This window comes from Halorarum salinum (genome assembly GCF_013402875.1).
Classification (GTDB): Archaea; Halobacteriota; Halobacteria; order Halobacteriales; family Haloferacaceae; genus Halorarum; species Halorarum salinum.
In genome coordinates this window covers 2948665-2965778 of record NZ_CP058579.1, presented here as the reverse complement: position 1 = coordinate 2965778, position 17114 = coordinate 2948665, and the positions used below count along the sequence as shown (strand labels likewise).

Annotated in this window: 20 protein-coding genes; 12 read left to right on the top strand and 8 right to left on the bottom strand. The window is 69.9% G+C overall.

Annotated features, from left to right (window positions below; genetic code table 11):
- The first annotated feature begins 104 nt into the window (after nt 1-104).
- The 5 genes from HUG12_RS14885 to HUG12_RS14865 all read left to right on the top strand — a co-directional run bounded on the left by HUG12_RS14885 (nt 105) and on the right by HUG12_RS14865 (nt 4728).
- Nucleotides 105-1166, top strand: coding sequence for a glucose 1-dehydrogenase (locus tag HUG12_RS14885; RefSeq protein ID WP_179269531.1), 1062 nt, complete (start codon nt 105-107; stop codon nt 1164-1166).
- On the top strand, nt 1163-1813 hold the full coding sequence (gene gfcR / locus HUG12_RS14880; RefSeq protein ID WP_179269530.1) for a transcriptional regulator GfcR: 651 nt from the start codon (nt 1163-1165) through the stop codon (nt 1811-1813). The genes HUG12_RS14885 and gfcR overlap by 4 nt, the downstream gene beginning before the upstream one ends.
- A gap of 103 nt (nt 1814-1916) precedes the next feature.
- Nucleotides 1917-2264: a glutaredoxin family protein gene (locus tag HUG12_RS14875; RefSeq protein ID WP_179269529.1), complete on the top strand. Its 348-nt coding sequence runs from the start codon at nt 1917-1919 to the stop codon at nt 2262-2264.
- Nucleotides 2265-2505: 241 nt separating this feature from the next.
- Nucleotides 2506-3072 carry a DUF7110 family protein gene (locus HUG12_RS14870; protein WP_179269528.1) on the top strand — a complete coding sequence of 189 codons (567 nt, stop codon included), beginning with the start codon at nt 2506-2508 and terminating at the stop codon, nt 3070-3072.
- A gap of 252 nt (nt 3073-3324) precedes the next feature.
- Nucleotides 3325-4728: a short-chain fatty acid transporter gene (locus tag HUG12_RS14865; protein WP_179269527.1), complete on the top strand. Its 1404-nt coding sequence runs from the start codon at nt 3325-3327 to the stop codon at nt 4726-4728.
- 98 nt (nt 4729-4826) lie between these two features.
- Here the strand turns inward: HUG12_RS14865 and HUG12_RS14860 are convergent, their stop codons facing one another.
- Entirely contained in the window at nt 4827-5882 is a 1056-nt protein-coding gene (locus HUG12_RS14860) for a hypothetical protein (protein WP_179269526.1), read from the bottom strand.
- A 153-nt stretch (nt 5883-6035) separates the two neighbouring features.
- Here HUG12_RS14860 and HUG12_RS14855 point away from each other — a divergent pair, with 153 nt between their 5' ends.
- A complete protein-coding gene (locus tag HUG12_RS14855; protein WP_179269525.1) occupies nt 6036-7337 on the top strand; it encodes an amidase in 1302 nt (433 codons plus the stop codon).
- A gap of 81 nt (nt 7338-7418) precedes the next feature.
- Entirely contained in the window at nt 7419-8699 is a 1281-nt protein-coding gene (hisD, locus tag HUG12_RS14850; RefSeq protein ID WP_179269524.1) for a histidinol dehydrogenase, read from the top strand.
- A gap of 32 nt (nt 8700-8731) precedes the next feature.
- Here the strand turns inward: hisD and HUG12_RS14845 are convergent, their stop codons facing one another.
- The 4 genes from HUG12_RS14845 to HUG12_RS14830 form a co-directional block, all read right to left on the bottom strand.
- The gene (locus tag HUG12_RS14845) at nt 8732-9502 is read right to left on the bottom strand and encodes an SDR family NAD(P)-dependent oxidoreductase (RefSeq protein WP_179269523.1); all 771 of its coding nucleotides are present in this window, start codon (nt 9500-9502) and stop codon (nt 8732-8734) included.
- Nucleotides 9503-9526: 24 nt separating this feature from the next.
- On the bottom strand, nt 9527-9823 hold the full coding sequence (locus tag HUG12_RS14840; protein WP_179269522.1) for a hypothetical protein: 297 nt from the start codon (nt 9821-9823) through the stop codon (nt 9527-9529).
- Between the two features lie 119 nt (nt 9824-9942).
- The gene (locus HUG12_RS14835; RefSeq protein WP_179269521.1) at nt 9943-10293 is read right to left on the bottom strand and encodes a TRAM domain-containing protein; all 351 of its coding nucleotides are present in this window, start codon (nt 10291-10293) and stop codon (nt 9943-9945) included.
- A gap of 114 nt (nt 10294-10407) precedes the next feature.
- On the bottom strand, nt 10408-10647 hold the full coding sequence (locus HUG12_RS14830; RefSeq protein ID WP_179269520.1) for a HalOD1 output domain-containing protein: 240 nt from the start codon (nt 10645-10647) through the stop codon (nt 10408-10410).
- 240 nt (nt 10648-10887) lie between these two features.
- Here HUG12_RS14830 and HUG12_RS14825 point away from each other — a divergent pair, with 240 nt between their 5' ends.
- The gene (locus tag HUG12_RS14825; RefSeq protein ID WP_179269519.1) at nt 10888-11856 is read left to right on the top strand and encodes a phosphoadenosine phosphosulfate reductase family protein; all 969 of its coding nucleotides are present in this window, start codon (nt 10888-10890) and stop codon (nt 11854-11856) included.
- Between the two features lie 158 nt (nt 11857-12014).
- Here HUG12_RS14825 and HUG12_RS14820 read toward each other — a convergent pair whose 3' ends face one another.
- Complete coding sequence (locus tag HUG12_RS14820; protein ID WP_179269518.1) at nt 12015-12497, bottom strand: hypothetical protein; 483 nt, start codon at nt 12495-12497, stop codon at nt 12015-12017.
- A 188-nt stretch (nt 12498-12685) separates the two neighbouring features.
- The gene (locus HUG12_RS14815; RefSeq protein ID WP_179269517.1) at nt 12686-13657 is read right to left on the bottom strand and encodes a M48 family metallopeptidase; all 972 of its coding nucleotides are present in this window, start codon (nt 13655-13657) and stop codon (nt 12686-12688) included.
- 109 nt (nt 13658-13766) lie between these two features.
- Here HUG12_RS14815 and HUG12_RS14810 point away from each other — a divergent pair, with 109 nt between their 5' ends.
- A complete protein-coding gene (locus tag HUG12_RS14810; RefSeq protein WP_179269516.1) occupies nt 13767-14504 on the top strand; it encodes a diphthine--ammonia ligase in 738 nt (245 codons plus the stop codon).
- A gap of 96 nt (nt 14505-14600) precedes the next feature.
- Complete coding sequence (locus HUG12_RS14805) at nt 14601-15119, top strand: CNNM domain-containing protein (RefSeq protein WP_179269515.1); 519 nt, start codon at nt 14601-14603, stop codon at nt 15117-15119.
- A 100-nt stretch (nt 15120-15219) separates the two neighbouring features.
- Here the strand turns inward: HUG12_RS14805 and HUG12_RS14800 are convergent, their stop codons facing one another.
- Nucleotides 15220-16188, bottom strand: a complete 969-nt coding sequence (locus HUG12_RS14800; protein ID WP_179269514.1) for a sugar phosphate nucleotidyltransferase — start codon at nt 16186-16188, stop codon at nt 15220-15222.
- A gap of 115 nt (nt 16189-16303) precedes the next feature.
- On the opposite strand from HUG12_RS14800, the gene HUG12_RS14795 reads away from it, so the two are divergent.
- Both HUG12_RS14795 and HUG12_RS14790 read left to right on the top strand, forming a co-directional pair.
- Nucleotides 16304-16582, top strand: coding sequence for a transcriptional regulator (locus tag HUG12_RS14795; RefSeq protein ID WP_179269513.1), 279 nt, complete (start codon nt 16304-16306; stop codon nt 16580-16582).
- Between the two features lie 132 nt (nt 16583-16714).
- The gene (locus tag HUG12_RS14790) at nt 16715-16996 is read left to right on the top strand and encodes a hypothetical protein (RefSeq protein WP_179269512.1); all 282 of its coding nucleotides are present in this window, start codon (nt 16715-16717) and stop codon (nt 16994-16996) included.
- Nucleotides 16997-17114: the final 118 nt, after the last annotated feature.

Sequence of the window (17114 nt, the reverse complement as noted above, 5' to 3'; positions counted from 1 at the left end):
CGGACTGGTCGTACGGCACAGGGATCGACCGCTCCTCCCCCCTCGGACCGACGTTTACTCGGGACGGAATAAACCTTTTATCCGCGCCCGCGAAACCGTCCGGTATGAAGGCGATCGTGATACGGCGGGGCGAGACGACCCCGGTCCTCGTCGAGAAACCGCGGCCGGCACCGGGGGAGGGGGAGGCGCTGGTCCGGACGCTCCGGGTCGGCGTCGACGGGACCGACCACGAGGTGCTGCTGGGCGCCCACGGCGGGTTCCCGGAGGGGGAGGACCACCTGGTGATCGGCCACGAGGCCGTCGGCGTGGTCGTCGACCCGAACGGGACGTCGCTGGCCGAGGGGGACGTCGTCGTGCCGACCGTCCGGCGACCGCCGAACGGCCCGAACGAGTACTTCGAGCGCGGCGAGCCGGACATGGCGCCGGAGGGTCAGTACCACGAGCGCGGCATCTCGGGGGCGCACGGCTTCATGGCCGAGTACTTCACGAGCCCGGAGTGGTCGCTCGTCGAAGTGCCGCCCGAACTCGCGGAACTGGGCTTCCTGGTCGAGCCGATCTCGATCACCGTGAAGGCGATGGAGCACGCGCGGGCCTCCCGGTCCGCGTTCGAGTGGTCCCCCGAGTCGGCGCTGGTGCTGGGCAACGGGAGCCTCGGGCTGCTCACCCTCGCGATGCTCCGCGGGGAGTTCGAGCGCCTCTACTGTCTGGGACGCCGAGACCGCCCGGACCCGACGATCTCGATCATCGAGGACCTCGGCGGGACGTACGTCGACTCGCGCGAGACGCCGGTGTCGGAGGTCCCCGCGGTCCACGAGGGGATGGACCTCGTCTACGAGGCGACGGGGTACGCGAAACACGCGTTCGAGTCGATCCGGGCGCTGGCGCCCAACGGCGTCGCGGCGCTGCTCGGCGTGCCCGAGCCCTGGACGTTCGAGGTCGACGGCGGGGCACTCCACCGCGAACTCGTACTTCAGAACAAGGCGGTCGTCGGCTCGGTGAACTCCAACGCCCGGCAGTTCGAACGAGCGGTGGACACGCTCGACGGGCTCCCCGACCGGTTCCTCGACGATCTGGTCACCGGAGTGTACGGCCTCGACGAGTTCGAGCGGACGTTCGCGGAGGACGACACCACTATCAAGACGGCGGTCGAACTCGCGACGAGATGAAGAACGTCGACGACCTCATCGAGGACGCGGCGGCGCTGGCCGAGCGCGGACTGTCGAGGGGCGAGATCGCTGACGAACTGAACGTGTCGCGCGAGACGGCGTCGTGGCTGGTCGAACGCGCCGGCGCGACTGCTCCGGGGAGCGCGGACGCGGCGCCGGAGGGGGCCGAACCGACCGGCGGTCCGAGCGACATCCACGTCGACTGGAGCGCCGTCGGCCGGGACAGCACGCGGCTCACCCACGTCGGCCGCGCGATGGCGGACCTGCTCGCCAAGGAGGGGCAGGACGTCGATCTCACCGTCGGCATCGAGAAGGCGGGGACCCCGCTCGCGACGACGATCGCGCGCGAACTGGACACGGACCTCGCGGCGTACGCGCCCGCGAAACACCAGTGGAACGAGGGCGACATCGACGACCGCGGCGGCGGCTTCTCCCGCAACTTCGCGTCGATCCGGGACCGCGAGTGCTACGTGGTCGACGACACCGTGACGAGCGGGACGACGCTCACCGAGACGGTCGAAGCGGTGATCGAGGAGGGCGGGGAGCCGGTCGCGTGTGGCGTAATCGTCGACAAGCAGGGGCTCGACGAGGTGGCGGGGGTTCCGGTGTACTCGCTCATCAACGTCGTCGGCGTCGGACGGGAGTGAGCGGTCGCTCCGACCTCGAAGCGACGCTCGCCCCGCGCCGGACGCGAACCCGGCCCGGCGACGGGGCGCAACGTCTTTGAGGCAAAGCCACCTAGGGGCTGGTATGACGTTCCAACCCGAGGGCGAACTCTCCGCCGAGGAGGCCGGAGAGCGCGTCGAGGAGGCACTCGCGAGCGAGGACGTGGTGCTGTTCATGAAGGGGAACCGGCTGATGCCCCAGTGCGGCTACTCGAAGCGCGCCCTGGAGCTGATCTCCGGGCACGTCGAGGAGTTCGAGACGGTCGACGTGCTCCCGGCGCTTCCCGCCTACCGCGAGGCCCTGGAGGCCAACAGCGGCTGGGAGACCATCCCCCAGACGTACGTCGAGGGCGAGTTCGTCGGCGGGTCCGACGTCCTCGCCGAACTCGAGGAGCGCGGCGAACTCGGCGACACGCTGGCCGGCGAGGCGTGACCGAACGAGGAGCCCCCGTTCGAGGCGTGCCCGGGCGAGGGCCGACCGGGCGAACCGTCACCGGACGGACCGTGGCCGGATCGGTCCGACCGCGGGGTCCGGTTCCGTCGCCCCGGGCCTCCCGGGGCGGCCCTCGGCCGACGCGAGGGGCAGACCATATAAGCCCGGAGCACGTATCTATCGACGAGAACGTTGCTGACCACGGGCCGACCCGACGACTCCCCACCTCTCGAATCCATCCATGACAGGCCGCGTATTCCGACTCCATTCGACGCTCGAACTGCCGCTTGAAGACGTTGAGGACTACTTCGACGGCGACCCGGACCTCCCGGAGGGCGTCGAGGACGTGGACATCACCCGGCGGAACAACACGCTCATCATCAAGGCGGTCGCCGAGGACGAGAGCCTCAGCAAGTACACCCCGACCGCACAGCTGAAAGCGAGCGTCTCCGAGACGCGCGTGTACGAGGAGGAGCCGCCGAAGACCGGCGGCGGCTGGATGCAGGAGGAGGAGGAGGAGATCCCGAGCGAACTCGTCGAGTTCGCCTGCTTCAAGGGCGACCGCGAGACCGTGCTCCAGAACACCGCCCTCCAGTACCCGATGTTCGAGGTGCTCCGCGACATCGCGCTGCTCTCCGAGAAGGGGACCCTTACCGCCATCACGGAGTCCGACGACGAACTCCGCGCCACCCGCATCGTGGAGGGCGAGGAGCGCTCCGCGAGCGTCGAGGTCGTCGAGAGCCCCCGCGGCGAGGGCGGCAACGGCGGCGCCGTCAACTGGCGGGACAACAAGTTCATCAGCGACTGATTCGCGACCGGCCGCCGGAGATCTCCTCGACGCGACGACGTCGTTCGGGAAGGGGAGCGTGAAGCGGGAGACGTGACGATCCTAGAGTCCTTCCGATAGGTCGACGGCGAGCGTCGAAGCCGTCGACGCTCGCGTCCCGGGACGACCGCGACTGCGTCCACGCCGACGTCCGTACGAACCGAGCGGGGTCGAGTAACGGTCCCCTTCCGGACTCTCCGGTACGGTTATGTATGAGTGAAAGTACCGTGCCCCATGGCTGCCACCAGTTCACAGGGCGGAGTACAGCGACTCGGACAGGGCGTCGCCAACTGGGCGGAACGGTGGGTCCCGAGCCCGTTCATCTTCGCGATCCTGCTCACGCTGATCGCGTACGCGGCCGCGCTGGCGTTCACGCCGGACGGCCCGCTGGCGAACGTCATCAACTGGTACGACGGGTTCTGGTCGCTGCTCGAGTTCGCGATGCAGATGGTGCTCGTGCTGGTCACCGGGTACGCCGTCGCCGACTCCCGGCAGGTCGGGGGCGTGCTCACGCGGATCGCGTCGCTGCCGAAAAACGGGGCCCAGGCGGCCGCGTACGTCGCCGCGGTGGCGATGGTCGGGGGCTACTTCCACTGGGGGGTCGGACTGATCGTCGGCGCGATCTTCGCCATCTTCGTCGCGCGGGCGGGCCTCGAGCGCGGGATGACGTTCCACTACCCGCTCCTGTGTGCGGCGGGCTACACCAGCCAGGTGATCTGGCACGTCGGCCCCTCGACGAGCGCGGGACTGCTGTCCGCGACGGAGGGGCACGTCTTCGAGGACGTCATCGGCGTCGTCCCGCTCTCGGAGTCCGTGTTCACGCTCTACGCGTTCGGCATCGCGATCCTGGTGTTCCTCACCGTCGTCCCCGTGATGTACTTGCTCGCACCCGAGGAGGAGAACGCGGTGGGGATGAGCGAGTACGCACCGGAACTCATCGACGGCGACCGTAAGGCCGCAGCGAACGGCGCCGGTGCCGACGAGACGCGGGGGGAGACCGGTCGGTTGCCGGCCGACCGGCTCAACGACAGCCGGATCATCTCCTACGTCGTCGGCCTGGGGATGATGGCGTACATCGTCCAGCACTTCGCCACAGCCGGGATCGGCGAGGCGCTCGACCTCAACGTGTTCAACTTCCTGTTCGTCGCGCTCGGCCTGTTCCTGTACGGGACGCCGGCGGCTTACATGGGAGCGATCCGTGACGCGACCGAGAGCGCGGCCGGCATCATCCTGCAGTTCCCCTTCTACGCCGGCATCCTGGGCATCATCCAGAACTCCGGCCTCTCGGACATCATCGCGGAGGGGATGCTCGCGATCGCCACGCCCGAGACGTTCCCGGTGATCGCGTGGCTGCTCGGCGGGTTCATGAACATCTTCGTCCCCTCGGGCGGCGGGGAGTGGGGCATCATCGGCGGCATCGTCGGCGGGACCGCGAACGAACTGGGCGTCCCCGCCGGTCAGGCGATCGTCGCCTACGGCGTCGGCGACATGTGGACGAACATGTTCCAGCCGTTCTGGGCCATCCCGCTGCTCGGCATCACGAAGGTGAGCGCGCGCGACATCCTCGGGTACACGCTGCTGCTCATGATCGCGCTCGCGCCGGTGTTCGCGCTGGGGCTGTACTTCCTGCCCTACTGAGCGCCGCCGACGAACCGACTCCGCTGCCGGACGACCGACCGCCGAACCGAGCGGCCGACCTGCCGGACCGAACGACCGTCCGGGATACGGCCTCCCGATCACTCCGTCCCTTCCGTCCCCTCCTCGAACTCCACCCGCGGGACGAACGGCCCGAAGTCGGCGGTGCGGGACGCGATCGACGCGATCCTGAACGTGTAGGACAGCAGGACGGTGAACGGGAGGAAGACGAGGGTGACGACGACGCTGACGAGGAGCAGCAGGACCGCCGGCGCGTCGACGGCCCCGACGATCGTCGGGTACGACATCATGAAGATTCCGCCGCCGAGCAGCGTCGGGAAGCCGACAACCAGCAGCAGTTTCGAGAGGTGCGCGAGTTCGTACTGCATGTACAGCGTCTTGAACGTCTGGCGGGCGATCGCGAGGTTGCCGAGCAACTCGACGAGCGACTCGAGCGTCTCGAGTGCGTCGTCCGAGAGTTCGTCCGCGTGGCGCGTCCGGATCCGCCGGGCCGCGTACAGGTGCGCCCCGTTGAAGTGGCCGAGCACTGCCGACAGCGCGTCGAACGTGCCGAAGTCCGCGTCCTCGAGCGACTCGGAGACGATCCCGCCCTCGGTCGTGACGGCCTCGACGAACTGCCCGACGGCATCGGCGTGGTCCGGACCGGCCGCTCGGTCCGTCTCCGCTCGCAGCCGTTCGGTCCGATCGACGACCGCGTCGACGACGAGTTGCAGGAAGTCGGCGGGCGCCGCCGGGCTGACCGGCGTCCCCGCGATGGTTTCGACCTCGTGGCGGAAGTTCACCATCCCCTCGAACCGCTCCGCGAGGTCGCCCGGCCAGCCGAGTTCCTGTGAGAGGACCAGTTGGTTGATCGCGAGCACGATGGTGATGAACGGCAGCGTGCCGCCGACGATCGACGCGACCAGCGTCGTCGCGGTGTCGGGGTCGGCGACCGGGATGTAACCGGCCGCGCCGATGCCGGCTACGGCGGCGAAGACGACGCCCGAGAACAGGCCCGTGATCGCGTACCGGTTCCCGTCGAGCAACACCCACCGCCGGACCGGCGACTCGTGAAGGCGCTCGTGAACGAGATCGCTCCGACTCGTCTCCTCGTCGATCCGCTCGTCCGCATCGGGGCCGTTCCCGTCCGCGTTCATGCACGGAAGTGCGCACGGTCGCGGAAAAGCGTGCGTGCGTTCGTCGCCGACTCGGCGCCGGCGTTCACGACGGCCGCACACGGGCCCCGTTCCGGGTGCCGAAACAGCGCCACCACATACTGTTATCCCGACGCGGTCGAAGAACACGTCACCGTGACGTCCACGACCGCGACCGCGCCGCTGGCCCCGCTCGTCAGGCGACTCCGGACCGACGACCTCACCCCGCCCGCGCACCTCGACCGGGTCCGCGACCGGGTCGAGTCGGTCGATCCGACGGTCCGGGCAATGGTCCCGGAGGACGACAGGTGGGGACGCCTCGAGCGCGACGCGTCCGCCGTCGAGGCCCGACACCCCGACCCTGCGGACCGTCCGTCGCTGTACGGCGTCCCCGTCGGCGTCAAGGACATCTTCCACGCGGAGGGGTTCGAGACCCGTGCCGGGTCGAAGGTGCCGCCCGAGGAACTGGCGGGTCCCGAAGCCTCGACGGTGACCGCCCTCGAGGACGCCGGTGCGGTGGTCCTCGGCAAGACGGTGACGACCGAGTTCGCGTACTTCGCACCCGGACCGACGCGGAACCCACACGACACGGCCCACACCCCCGGCGGGTCGAGCAGCGGTTCGGCCGCCGCCGTGGCCGCGGGGCTGTGTCCGCTCGCGCTGGGCAGCCAGACGATCGGCTCCGTGAACCGGCCGGCGGCGTTCTGCGGCGTCGTCGGGGTCAAGCCGAGCTACGGCCGGGTTCCCGTCGACGGCGTGCTCCCGGTCGCCCCGTCCGTGGACACCGTCGGCTACTTCACCCAGGACGTCGCCGGCGCGGCGCTCGCCGCGGGGGTGCTGTACGACGGCTGGCGCGGCGGCCACGAGGCGCCGACGCCCGTGCGGATCGCGGCCGTCGACGGCCCGTACCTCGATCAGGCCTCCGACGCCGGGCGGGAGCACTTCCGGTCCCACGTCGGGGCCCTCGAGGCCGCTGGATACGACGTCGAACGCGTCGAGCTCCTCCCCCGCGTGGACGACGTCAACCGACGCCACGAACGGCTCGTCGCCGCCGAGACCGCGCTCTCGCACGCCGGGCTCTTCCCGGAGCACGGCGACCGCTACGCCCCGGCGACGGCCGACCTCATCCGCGAGGGCCACGACGTGTCGGTCGAGGAACTGGCGGCCGCCCGCGCCGGTCGGTCGGCGCTACGCGAGCGCGTCCACGACCGCATGGACGAGGGGGAGTTCGACCTGATCGTCAGCCCCGCAGCGCCCGGGCCGGCCCCCGAGGGGATCGCCTCGACCGGTGACCCCGTCATGAACCTCCCGTGGACCCACGCTGGGCTGCCGACGGTGACGCTCCCGGCCTCCGAGACCGACGACGGGTTGCCGATGGGGGTTCAGTGTACTGCCCGGTTCGGCTTCGACGAGTGGTTGCTATCCTGGTGCCGGGAGCTGTCGGGCGCCTTCGACTGACACCGCTCCCCTCCGCTTCGGGCATCCTTCCCACCCGCCGCGAGGGCGTCATTTTAACTCGCCGAGCGCCGTTCGCCACGTATGGGAGCCGATCGCACGCACGTCAAGGGCGCAGAACGACCGTCGCTCGAGTTTCCCCCGGAGGTGACCGAGTCGGTCTCCGAGATCGTCGCCGCCGTCCGCCGCGACGGGGACGACGCGATCCGCGAACTCACCGAGGAGTTCGACGGCGTCTCCCGGGAGTCGATCCGCGTGACCGACGGGGAGATCGAGGGGGCCCGGGAGTCGCTCTCCGCCGAGGACCGGGAGGCGATCGACGCGACGATCGCCAACGTCCGCGAGTTCCACGAGGAACAGCGCGAGCACGTCGAGGGGTTCGAGCGGGAGTTCCGGCCGGGCGTGACGCTCGGCCAGCGCGTCCTCCCCGTCGAACGGGCGGGCGTCTACGTCCCGGGCGGACGCTACCCCCTGGTGGCGTCGCCCGCGATGACCATCGTCCCCGCGGTGGTCGCCGGCGTCGACGACATCGTCGCGTGCGCGCCCCCGCAGGCCGACGGCCACGTTCAGCCGGCACAACTGTACGCCATGGACGAGGCGGGGGCCGACGAGATCTACTGCGTCGGCGGTGCACAGGCCATCGCCGCGCTCGCGTACGGCACCGAGTCGGTTCCGGCGGTGAACGTCGTCACCGGGCCGGGGAACGTCTACACCACCGAGGCGAAACGCCAGGTGTACGGGCACGTCGGCGTCGACTTCCTCGCGGGCCCGACCGAGGTGCTGATCGTCGCCGACGAGAGCGCCGACCCGGCGCTCGTCGCGACCGACCTCCTCGCGCAGGCCGAACACGACACGGAGTCACGCGTGGTGCTCGTCTCGACCGACGAGGGGCTCGCGGAGGCGACGATCGAGGAGGTCGAGCGGCAGCTCGGCGAACTATCGACGGCCGAGACCGCGCGCGCCTCGTGGGAGGCGAACGGCGAGGTGATCGTCGTTCCGGACCGCGAAGCGGCGGTCGAGGTCGCGAACGACTACGCGATGGAGCACCTGCAGGTGATGAGCGACGACCCGCGCGCGTACGTGGACGGACTCCGGAACTACGGGTCGCTGTTCCTCGGCCACCACTCACCCGTCGTCTTCGGGGACAAGGCGGTCGGGACGAACCACTGTCTGCCGACCCTGGAGGTCGCGACGTACACCGGCGGCATCTGGGTCGGGACGTACCTGAAGGCGGTCACTCACCAGGAGTTGACCGCGGAGGGCGCCGCGAGCGTGGCGCCGCACGCGGCGAAGATCTGCGAACTGGAGGGAACCGAGGCCCACCGGATCTCCGCGGAGAAGCGGTTCGGGCCCCCCGACGGGTAGCCGGCGGACGGGTCGGCCGACGGTCCCGCGCGTCAGTACCAGGTCGCGCCGCCGTCGACGTTGACGTCCTGTGCGGTGACGTGCCGTGCGTCCTCGCTCGCGAGGAACGTCGCCATCGCCGCGACGTCGCTCGCGTCGACGAGCGTTCCGAGCGCCGTGTCGTCGGTGAACACCCGACGCTTCGCCTCCTCGTACCCCACGCCGAGCGCCTCCGCCTGCGCCTCGATCACGTCGTCGATCCGTGGTCCCCTCGTCGCGCCCGGGCAGATCGCGTTCACGGTGACGTCGTCCTCGCCCAGTTCGAACGCGAGCGTCCGGGTGAGACCGACGACCGCCATCTTCGAGGCGACGTACGGCGTCCGGTTCTCGAGCGGTCGCTTGCCGCTGATCGACGAGAGGTTGATCACGCTGGCGCGCTCGCTCCCCCGGAGGTGGGGTGTGGCGTGTTTCGTGGTCAGGTACGCCCCGGTGACGTTGACCGCCATCGTCCGGTCCCAGTCGTCGCGGTCGACCTCGTCGACCGGCGCCGTCGGCCCAGCGATCCCGGCGTTGTTGACGAGAACGTCGAGCCCGCCGAACTCCGCGACCGTCCGGTCGATCGCCTCCCGCACCGACGACTCGTCCGTCACGTCGGTGCGGACGGGGAGCGTCCGTTCCGGGGCGTCGATCAGGTCCGCGGTCCCCTCGATCCCGTCGCTTCGGGCCGCGAGGGCCACGTTCGCGCCCTCCCGGGCGAACGCCAGGGCGATCTCCCGCCCGATCCCCCGGCTGGCGCCCGTGACGAACGCGGTGAGTCCGTCCATACGTACCGCTCTCGAGGCGAGCAGTTAAACGTCCCCGCCGTCCCCCTCCCCGGTCCGGTCCGCGCGAAGCCGTCGCCGCACCGTACCGAGGTGTCGTGCGCCGAGGTAGACGAGCAGCGCCGGCGGGAGGAGGTCGAACAGCAGTCCGTCCGCGACGGCCGGTCCCCCGGTCGCCAGCCGAGCGATCCAGACCACGCCGACACACAGGGCGGTCCCCGCGAGGACGAGTCCGAGCGCGATGCCGATCCGTCCCGGTCGCGGGTCGGCCTCGGGGCCGCCCCCGTCGCCGTCGGGCGCCGTCGGCGCCGTGTCCCCTGCCATCTCGGGACGGACTTCCCGCGCCGGGGGTATCGGTGTACCGGTCGATCGGGACGCGGGGGCGGGACGGGGAAGGGGATCGATCCCGCCCGGGACCCGTTCCGTTACCACGCCGGACGTCCTCAGGACCGCCCGACGAACGTCGCGTCCGCCGACGTGTGCCCCCGGTTGAACGACAGCACCTTCGCGCGGATCACGTCGCCCTCGTCGACCGCCTCGGGAACGTCCTCGGCGAACAGGACGAACCCCTCCACCTTCCCGACGGCGACCCGGTCGCCGGAGTGGTGGTCCGTGAACTCCGTCACGCCGAACTCGTACGTCTCCCCGATCTCCACGGGCGGGGCCCGGGACCGCGCCGCCTCGTGGGCGCGACGCGACTCCCGTTCGTCCCGGGACCCCCGCCGCGAGAGCAGCAGACCGACGAGCAGGACGGCGACGGCTCCTCCCCCCGCGACGAGCCAGATACTCTCCATGCGGTGATCCCACGGGAGCGCCGGATAAAATTCCACGCGGTTCGTGTTCCACCCAGCCGGGGGAGCGACCGGGGTGCGGCGTGGCTCGAGGGAGGCGGGGATCGGCCCGAACGGCTACTCCGGATCCGCCGCCGACGTGAGCTCGACGCCGCCGCTCGCGTCGACTCGCACGAATATCCCCGCGTAGACGAACTCGACCGTTCCCTCGCGGCGGGACGAACTCGTCCCGGTCGAGTCGAACAGCGCGTCCAGAGCGTCGGGGTCCACCACGTCGTAGAGCGGGGGGAGTTCCGCCGGATCGACGTCCCGGAACTCCGCGACCGCTTCGACGACTCGGGTGCTTGGCGTAGTCATGAGAGATGTACCGGACGGTACCCGTTGTACTCCCTCCGGGCTTAAAAACGAAGCTCATGTGAATCCGGGGAGCCCAACGGCGTAATCGAACCTCTATCGCCGCCGGTCGCCGTTCCGGTCGTTCCCGGCGGGTCCCGACCGACGCCCGCACCCGGAACGGCGGCGATCACGGCACGCCGTCGACGCGGCGTCGACGGAACGGGCACAAGACCTTTTACGAAGTAATTATATCTCATTACCATGGCTCAGGAGTTCCCCGACTACCTGGACGTGGACTACGCCGACGGCGAGGGCGAGTCGCCCGAGGACTACCCCTCGCTCGAGCACAAGATCGAGAAGGCTATCGAGGTCACCCGAGTCGGCCTGGAGGAGTACGAGAACCCCGCCGTGATGTGGACGGGCGGGAAGGACTCGACGCTGACCCTCTACTTCGTGAAGGAGGTCTGCGAGCAGTTCGACCTCGAACTGCCGCCGACGGTGTTCATCGACCACTTCCAGCACTTCCAGGAGATCCACGACTTCGTCGAGCGCTGGGCGGACGAGTGGGACCTCGAGGTCATCTACGCGCGAAACGAGGACGTCGGCGACTACGTGGAGGAGAACGACCTGGAACCCGGCGACGACGTCCCCATCTCGGAGCTCTCCGAGCACAACCGGCACCACGTGCGGGACATCCTCGAGTACGAGGAGGACACGTTCCCCTTCCTGCTCGACACGTACGTCGGCAACCACCTGCTCAAGACCGTCGCGCTGAACGACGCGCTCGAGGAGTACGACATCGACGGCATCCTCTCGGGCGTCCGCTGGGACGAGCAGGAGGCCCGCGCCGACGAGACGTTCTTCTCCCCGCGGCACGACCCCGACATCTACCCGCCACACGACCGCATCCAGCCGATCCTCCACTTCGACGAACGGTCCGTCTGGGACGCGTTCTGGCACTTCGTCGTCCCGGACACCGTCGAGGGCTACCCGGAGGGCCACGTCCCGCAGTCGGACGCGGACCTCCCCGAGGGGCTGACCCAGGACGACGTCCCGATCTCGCCGAAGTACTTCGCCGGCTTCCGGTCGCTCGGGAGCGAGGTGAGCACGAAGAAGTCGGCCGACGACCCGGCGTGGCTCCAGGACCTCGACAACACGACCGAGCGCGCGGGTCGCGCCCAGGACAAGGAGGACCTGATGGAGCGCCTCCGCGACCTCGGCTACATGTGAAGGCTCGCTGAGACGAACTCGGTCGGTCCGCCACGGTCAGACTGTCCGAAACCGACTCGATTCTTCCGCTTCGGCTCCCTCGAGAGCGATTCATTCCGATACAAAACGATGTGAAATAGTCGCACGATGGAGTTTGCGAACCCGTCGCTGGCCCTGGCTCACGATTCCGTCCGGTAGAGGACTGCAAGCACGACGAACAGGGCTGCTTCCGCGGATTTCGCGAGGGCCGCCAGTGGGTCGTTCACGAGGTGGGAGATGACGGCCTCGACGGGATGGAGGCCGTGGTACAGCGGCTCTCGTCCGGGGAGGAAGCCGCCGTGCCCCGACAGGTGCCAGGCGAAGTAGCCGACGAAGTAGGTCACCATGAGCGCCATCCCGAGTGCGTACACGCGTTTCCGTGCGACGTTCGCGACGACCAGATTGATGCCGAGTAGGATGGCAAGCGCGGACAGCACGAAGGCGACCGGGCGGGGGTCGGAGACGAGCAACGACGCGTTCCCCGTCGTGACGAACGTGGCGAGTCGGAGAAAGCCGCGTTGGGGATGAAAGAGGTGGATACTGGCGACGAGGAACGCGAGTGCGGCCCCGAGATAGCCGACGTTCCCGCTCGTCCATCGGCCGATCGCCCGTGACGTGGCCATTATCCCACGACGATCATCTCCACACGCTCATAAGGAGTACCACTCGCAGCGACGGTTCGAGACACGGACCGTCCGTACCGAGCGTCGAGGGGTACCGGTCTCTCCCCACAAGGATTTCAAAGAGCCACCGCTCCCACTCTCGGACCGTTCCAGAAGCCGTTCCAGTCATGGTGCCCCGTCTTGAGGGCTCAGTCCCGCACCGGAATCCTCGTCCAGTCGCGCTCACGGCGTTCCCGCTCCATCCGGGCCGCTGCGGCCTCGAGCCGCTCGATCCGTTCGTCCACGGAGGGGTGCGTCGACAGCAGGCGCCCGACGGGGCCCGACTCCCTCCGCCGCGGGGACAGCGGGGCGAACGGGAACCGGAACCCCGTCGACCGGTCGATCTTGCGGAGCGCCCGGGCGAGCGCGAGCGGGTTCCCGGTCACCGCCGCCGCGCGGTCGTCGGCTGCGTGTTCCCGCCGACGCGAGTGCGCGCGGACGAGCGCCGTCAGTCCGACGAGCAGGAGCGTGAGCGCCCGCTCGAGCGCGGTCCGCAGCCGTCCCGGCGGCGTGGCCCGCCAGTCGCCCGGCCGGCCGCCGACGAGCGCGATCCCGACCCCGAACCCCCGGAGGACGAACCCCAGCGGGGCGAGCGCGAGCGCGACGACGCCGACCAGCGAGTGGACGACGCTGTAGGCGAGCGTCTGGAACAGTCCGTCGCCGACCTCGAGGTGTGCGAACTCGTGGGCGAGGACGGCCTCGAACTCGTCGGCCGCGAGCAGCGAGAACAGCGAGTAGTCGACCACCAGCGCGGGCGTCCGGCCGCCGAGCGTCAGCGCGTTCGGCTCGCCGAGCCTGGCGACGTATACCCGGGGCGGAGGGACGTTCGTCGCGCCCGCGAGCCGATCGCGGATGCGGTAGACGGCGGGTGCCCTGTTGGGCGGGAGTTCCCGCGCGTCCAGCCCCTCGAGCGCGTTCCGGGGACCCAGCCGGTAGGTGAGGAGGCCGGAGGCGAGCGCAGCGGCCGCGAGCAGGACCGCGAACGCGACCGGGTCGGGCCGGTTCGCCCAGAGGGCCCGCGCCCCGAGATAGACGAGGAGCGCCGCGACCGCGTAGAACCCGAGCGTCGCCAGGCCGACGACCGCCATGGCGACGCGCATCCCGGGACCGTGCCGTTCCATGCCGGCGGTTGGGTCGGTCGGTCCGAAACGATGTCGGTCGCCCCGGCGGGCACGGGACGCGACGCCGTGAACCGTCACCCGTAAGTCCGGAACGGCCCGTACACAGCACATGTCCACCGACACGGCCGACACGCGCGAGGGGGGCGCGTGGGTGAGCCTCTTCTCGGGCGGCAAGGACTCCTCGTGGGCGCTCCACCGCGCGCTCGAGGAAGGGCTCCCCGTCGAGCGCCTGTTGACGGTCCACCCGGCGGGCGACTCCTACATGTACCACGTCCCGGAGACGCGGCTGGCGTCGCTCGCGGCCGAGAGCGTCGGCGTCCCGCTCCTCGAGGTCGAACCCGGGGCGTTCGGCGCGGACGACGTCGTCGACGCCGGCGAGCAGGGCGACGCCGAACTGGAGCCGATGGAGGCGGCGCTGGCGGAACTGGCCGACGACCTCCCGCTCGCGGGAGTCACCGCCGGCGCGGTCGAGAGCGAGTTCCAGACGTCCCGCATCGAGGCGATGTGCGACCGCCTGGGGATCGGCCTGTTCGCGCCGCTCTGGCAGCGGGACCCGCTGGAACTCGGCGAGGCCATGCTGGACGCCGGCTTCGAGATCACGATCCTCCAGGTCGCGGCGGCCGGCCTCGACGAGTCGTGGCTCGGGCGAACGCTCGACCGCGGCGCGCTGGCGGAACTGGCGGAGCTCCACGAGGAGTACGGCGTCCACGTCCTCGGGGAGGGCGGGGAGTTCGAGACGTTCGTCACCGACGGACCCCACATGGACCGCGCGGTGGACCTGACGTACGACACCGAGTGGGACGGCTCCCGCGGTCGGATCCGCGTGACCGACGCCCGACTGCGATGAGCTCCGTGGATCCTCCGTCCGGGGCGACGTTCGACCGTCCCCCGGGGACCGACGGGCACGCGCCGGGTTCATTGCGGTCGGGGCGGACCACGACTCATGGTCGAACTCCCGACGCTCCTCGCGGGCGTGTCCGTGACGGTCGTCCTGCTGGCGTGTAGCGCGTTCTTCTCGAGCAGCGAGATCGCCGTGTTCTCGCTCCCGGACGAGTGGATCGCCGAGCGCGCCGACGCCGGCGATCCGCGCGCGGCGGTGCTGGAGTCGTTGCGCGGGGACCCCCACCGACTGCTCGTGACCATCCTGGTCGGGAACAACGTCGTCAACGTCGCGGTCTCCAGCGTCGTCACCCTGCTGTTGACCTCGTCGCTCCCCGGCGGGATCGCCGTGGCGGTGGCCACGGTTCTGGTGAGTACGGTCGTGCTGGTGTTCGGCGAGATCGTCCCGAAGGCCTACGGGCTTGGGAACAGGGAGACGTGGGGGCTCCGCGTGGCGGGTCCGATCAGGCTCGTCGAGCGGGCGCTCTCCCCGCTCGTGACCGCCTTCGACGTCGTGACCCGCTCCATCGCCGAGGCGATCGGCGGGAGTCGCGACATCGAGCGGCTGGTGGCCGAGAAGTAGCGCCGGTCCCGTCGTTCGTGGTCGCCCCGTTCGCACACCCGGTCGGGGCGTCGCAGTCGCTTCCGCTCGGCTCCCCCGCTCGGACGTCGTTCGGCGGGGTTCAGGTGCCGTTCGTCAGCGTCGAGTGTGCCCCGATGAGCGCGCCGGCCAGGTCGAGCCCCGACACCGTGGTGTCCTCGTCGATGATCGACCGCCGGATGTCGGCGTCGCGGATGGTCGCGCCGTCGAACACGACGGACTCGTCGAGCGAGGAGTCGACGACCTCCGCGCCCGCCATGACGTGGACGTTCCGGCCGAGCGTGGAGTTCTCCACCGTCGCGTCCGGGTGCACGAAGTTGTCGCCGTCGAGTTCCCACGCGACCGCGTCGAGGTACGACTCGGGCGTCCCGATGTCGAACCACGCGCCGTCGAACGTGAACGCGTACACGTCCTCGCGATTCTGGAGCCACTGGACGAACCAGCCCGGCTCGTCCGGGTTGTTGCCGTCCGCGAGGTACGTCTCGAGCAGGTCGAGCGTCTCGCGCGGGTACGCGTAACACGCGATGGAGACGAGCGTGCTCTTCGGGTCGTCGGGCTTCTCCTGGAAGTCGACCACGAGGTCGCCGTCGAGGTCGACGAGCCCGTACTCCTTGGCGAGGCGCTTGGAGCCGACGTCGTAGGCGGCCAGCGAGGGTGCCCCCTTCGCCTCGAAGAAGTCGACGAACTCACCGACGTCGAACGAGATGAGGTTGTCGCCGGCCACGACGACCAGATCGTCGTCGACCCCCTCGCGGTCGACGAGCTGGGCGAGCGCGCCGATGACCCCGAACTTCTCCGACTCCTCGGAGGTGTCCTCGACCGAGAGTCGGGGCTTCTCGAAGGTCGACTCGGCGAGGTACTCCTCGAACCGCTCGGCGAACCGCTCGTTCGTCGAGACGAACACCTCGTCGATGCGGTCGTCGACCTCGAGGTCGGCGAAGATCTGGTCGATGACCGTCTCCTCGCCGACGGGGAGAAACATCTTCGGCCGGTGGCGCGTGATGGGCCACAGGCGCGTCGCGTATCCGCCGGCGAGTACGACTGCCTTCATGGCGGGCGAATTAGTCGGCCAAGGTAAGTCCTTTTTCCTCTCGTGTGCCGGGGTGTCCCCATCGGGGGGCGTCGGCGGCGAAAGCGTCTCGTCGGTCGGGCGCCTTCGGCCGGACATGCCAGAGCGGACCACCCGGGAGCGCATCGCCGATCGGCTCCGCGAGGACCCGTCGACCGCCGGCGAACTCGCGGATCGATTCGCCGTCCCGGCACCCCAGGTGTACGAACACGTTCGACACGTCGCTCGAACCCTCGAGGGCGAGGAACTGCTCGTCGCGCCGCCCGAGTGTCGCGACTGCGGCTTCTCCGGCTTCGATCGGCCGGCCGGCAACCCGTCGAGGTGCCCGGAGTGCCGGAGCGAGAGCCTCGAGGAGGCGACGTTCACGATCGAGTGACCTCGGGACCGCGGGCGGTGGCACGGCGGTGGGACCGAACCCGGACGGCGCGGACCGCCGCCCGATCGTCCTGGCCCCCGACGCGTGACGTACATACGTTGTTTCTTTACCCCCACGCCGCCCACCGCGGATATGGCACTCGAAACCCGGTCGGTGTTCGCCATCGTCGGGGTCGTCTTCCTGTCGGTGGGGACCGCCCTCCACGCGACCGACCGGACGGGTCCGGGGCTGCTCTGTCTCACCGTCGGCTTCCTGTTCGCCGGCGGGTGGGCGTTCCTCGGGATGGAACTCGCACGCCGCGGCGAGGCGACCACCCCGGCCGAGACGTACCTCTCCGGGGGGATGGCGGCGGTCACGCTGGCGCTCTATTTCGGAATACGGACACACGAAACGATGTTCACACGCCGAGATTGAGAGGACGGCCGGGCGACCGGTTGGACGAGTGATACGCGAGTACGGGGACCTTACCCCGGTAGTGCGTCCGATTCCGGGTATGTATTGATTCCTCATGAGTGAAATCCACAAGCTTAAG

Coding starts and splice junctions, on each gene's coding strand:
- HUG12_RS14885 (WP_179269531.1), top strand. CDS start 105: ATGAAGGCGATCGTGATACGGCGGGGCGAGACGACCCCGGTCCTCGTC.
- gfcR (WP_179269530.1), top strand. CDS start 1,163: ATGAAGAACGTCGACGACCTCATCGAGGACGCGGCGGCGCTGGCCGAG.
- HUG12_RS14875 (WP_179269529.1), top strand. CDS start 1,917: ATGACGTTCCAACCCGAGGGCGAACTCTCCGCCGAGGAGGCCGGAGAG.
- HUG12_RS14870 (WP_179269528.1), top strand. CDS start 2,506: ATGACAGGCCGCGTATTCCGACTCCATTCGACGCTCGAACTGCCGCTT.
- HUG12_RS14865 (WP_179269527.1), top strand. CDS start 3,325: ATGGCTGCCACCAGTTCACAGGGCGGAGTACAGCGACTCGGACAGGGC.
- HUG12_RS14860 (WP_179269526.1), bottom strand. CDS start 5,882: ATGAACGCGGACGGGAACGGCCCCGATGCGGACGAGCGGATCGACGAG.
- hisD (WP_179269524.1), top strand. CDS start 7,419: ATGGGAGCCGATCGCACGCACGTCAAGGGCGCAGAACGACCGTCGCTC.
- HUG12_RS14845 (WP_179269523.1), bottom strand. CDS start 9,502: ATGGACGGACTCACCGCGTTCGTCACGGGCGCCAGCCGGGGGATCGGG.
- HUG12_RS14840 (WP_179269522.1), bottom strand. CDS start 9,823: ATGGCAGGGGACACGGCGCCGACGGCGCCCGACGGCGACGGGGGCGGC.
- HUG12_RS14835 (WP_179269521.1), bottom strand. CDS start 10,293: ATGGAGAGTATCTGGCTCGTCGCGGGGGGAGGAGCCGTCGCCGTCCTG.
- HUG12_RS14830 (WP_179269520.1), bottom strand. CDS start 10,647: ATGACTACGCCAAGCACCCGAGTCGTCGAAGCGGTCGCGGAGTTCCGG.
- HUG12_RS14825 (WP_179269519.1), top strand. CDS start 10,888: ATGGCTCAGGAGTTCCCCGACTACCTGGACGTGGACTACGCCGACGGC.
- HUG12_RS14820 (WP_179269518.1), bottom strand. CDS start 12,497: ATGGCCACGTCACGGGCGATCGGCCGATGGACGAGCGGGAACGTCGGC.
- HUG12_RS14815 (WP_179269517.1), bottom strand. CDS start 13,657: ATGGAACGGCACGGTCCCGGGATGCGCGTCGCCATGGCGGTCGTCGGC.
- HUG12_RS14810 (WP_179269516.1), top strand. CDS start 13,767: ATGTCCACCGACACGGCCGACACGCGCGAGGGGGGCGCGTGGGTGAGC.
- HUG12_RS14805 (WP_179269515.1), top strand. CDS start 14,601: ATGGTCGAACTCCCGACGCTCCTCGCGGGCGTGTCCGTGACGGTCGTC.
- HUG12_RS14800 (WP_179269514.1), bottom strand. CDS start 16,188: ATGAAGGCAGTCGTACTCGCCGGCGGATACGCGACGCGCCTGTGGCCC.
- HUG12_RS14795 (WP_179269513.1), top strand. CDS start 16,304: ATGCCAGAGCGGACCACCCGGGAGCGCATCGCCGATCGGCTCCGCGAG.
- HUG12_RS14790 (WP_179269512.1), top strand. CDS start 16,715: ATGGCACTCGAAACCCGGTCGGTGTTCGCCATCGTCGGGGTCGTCTTC.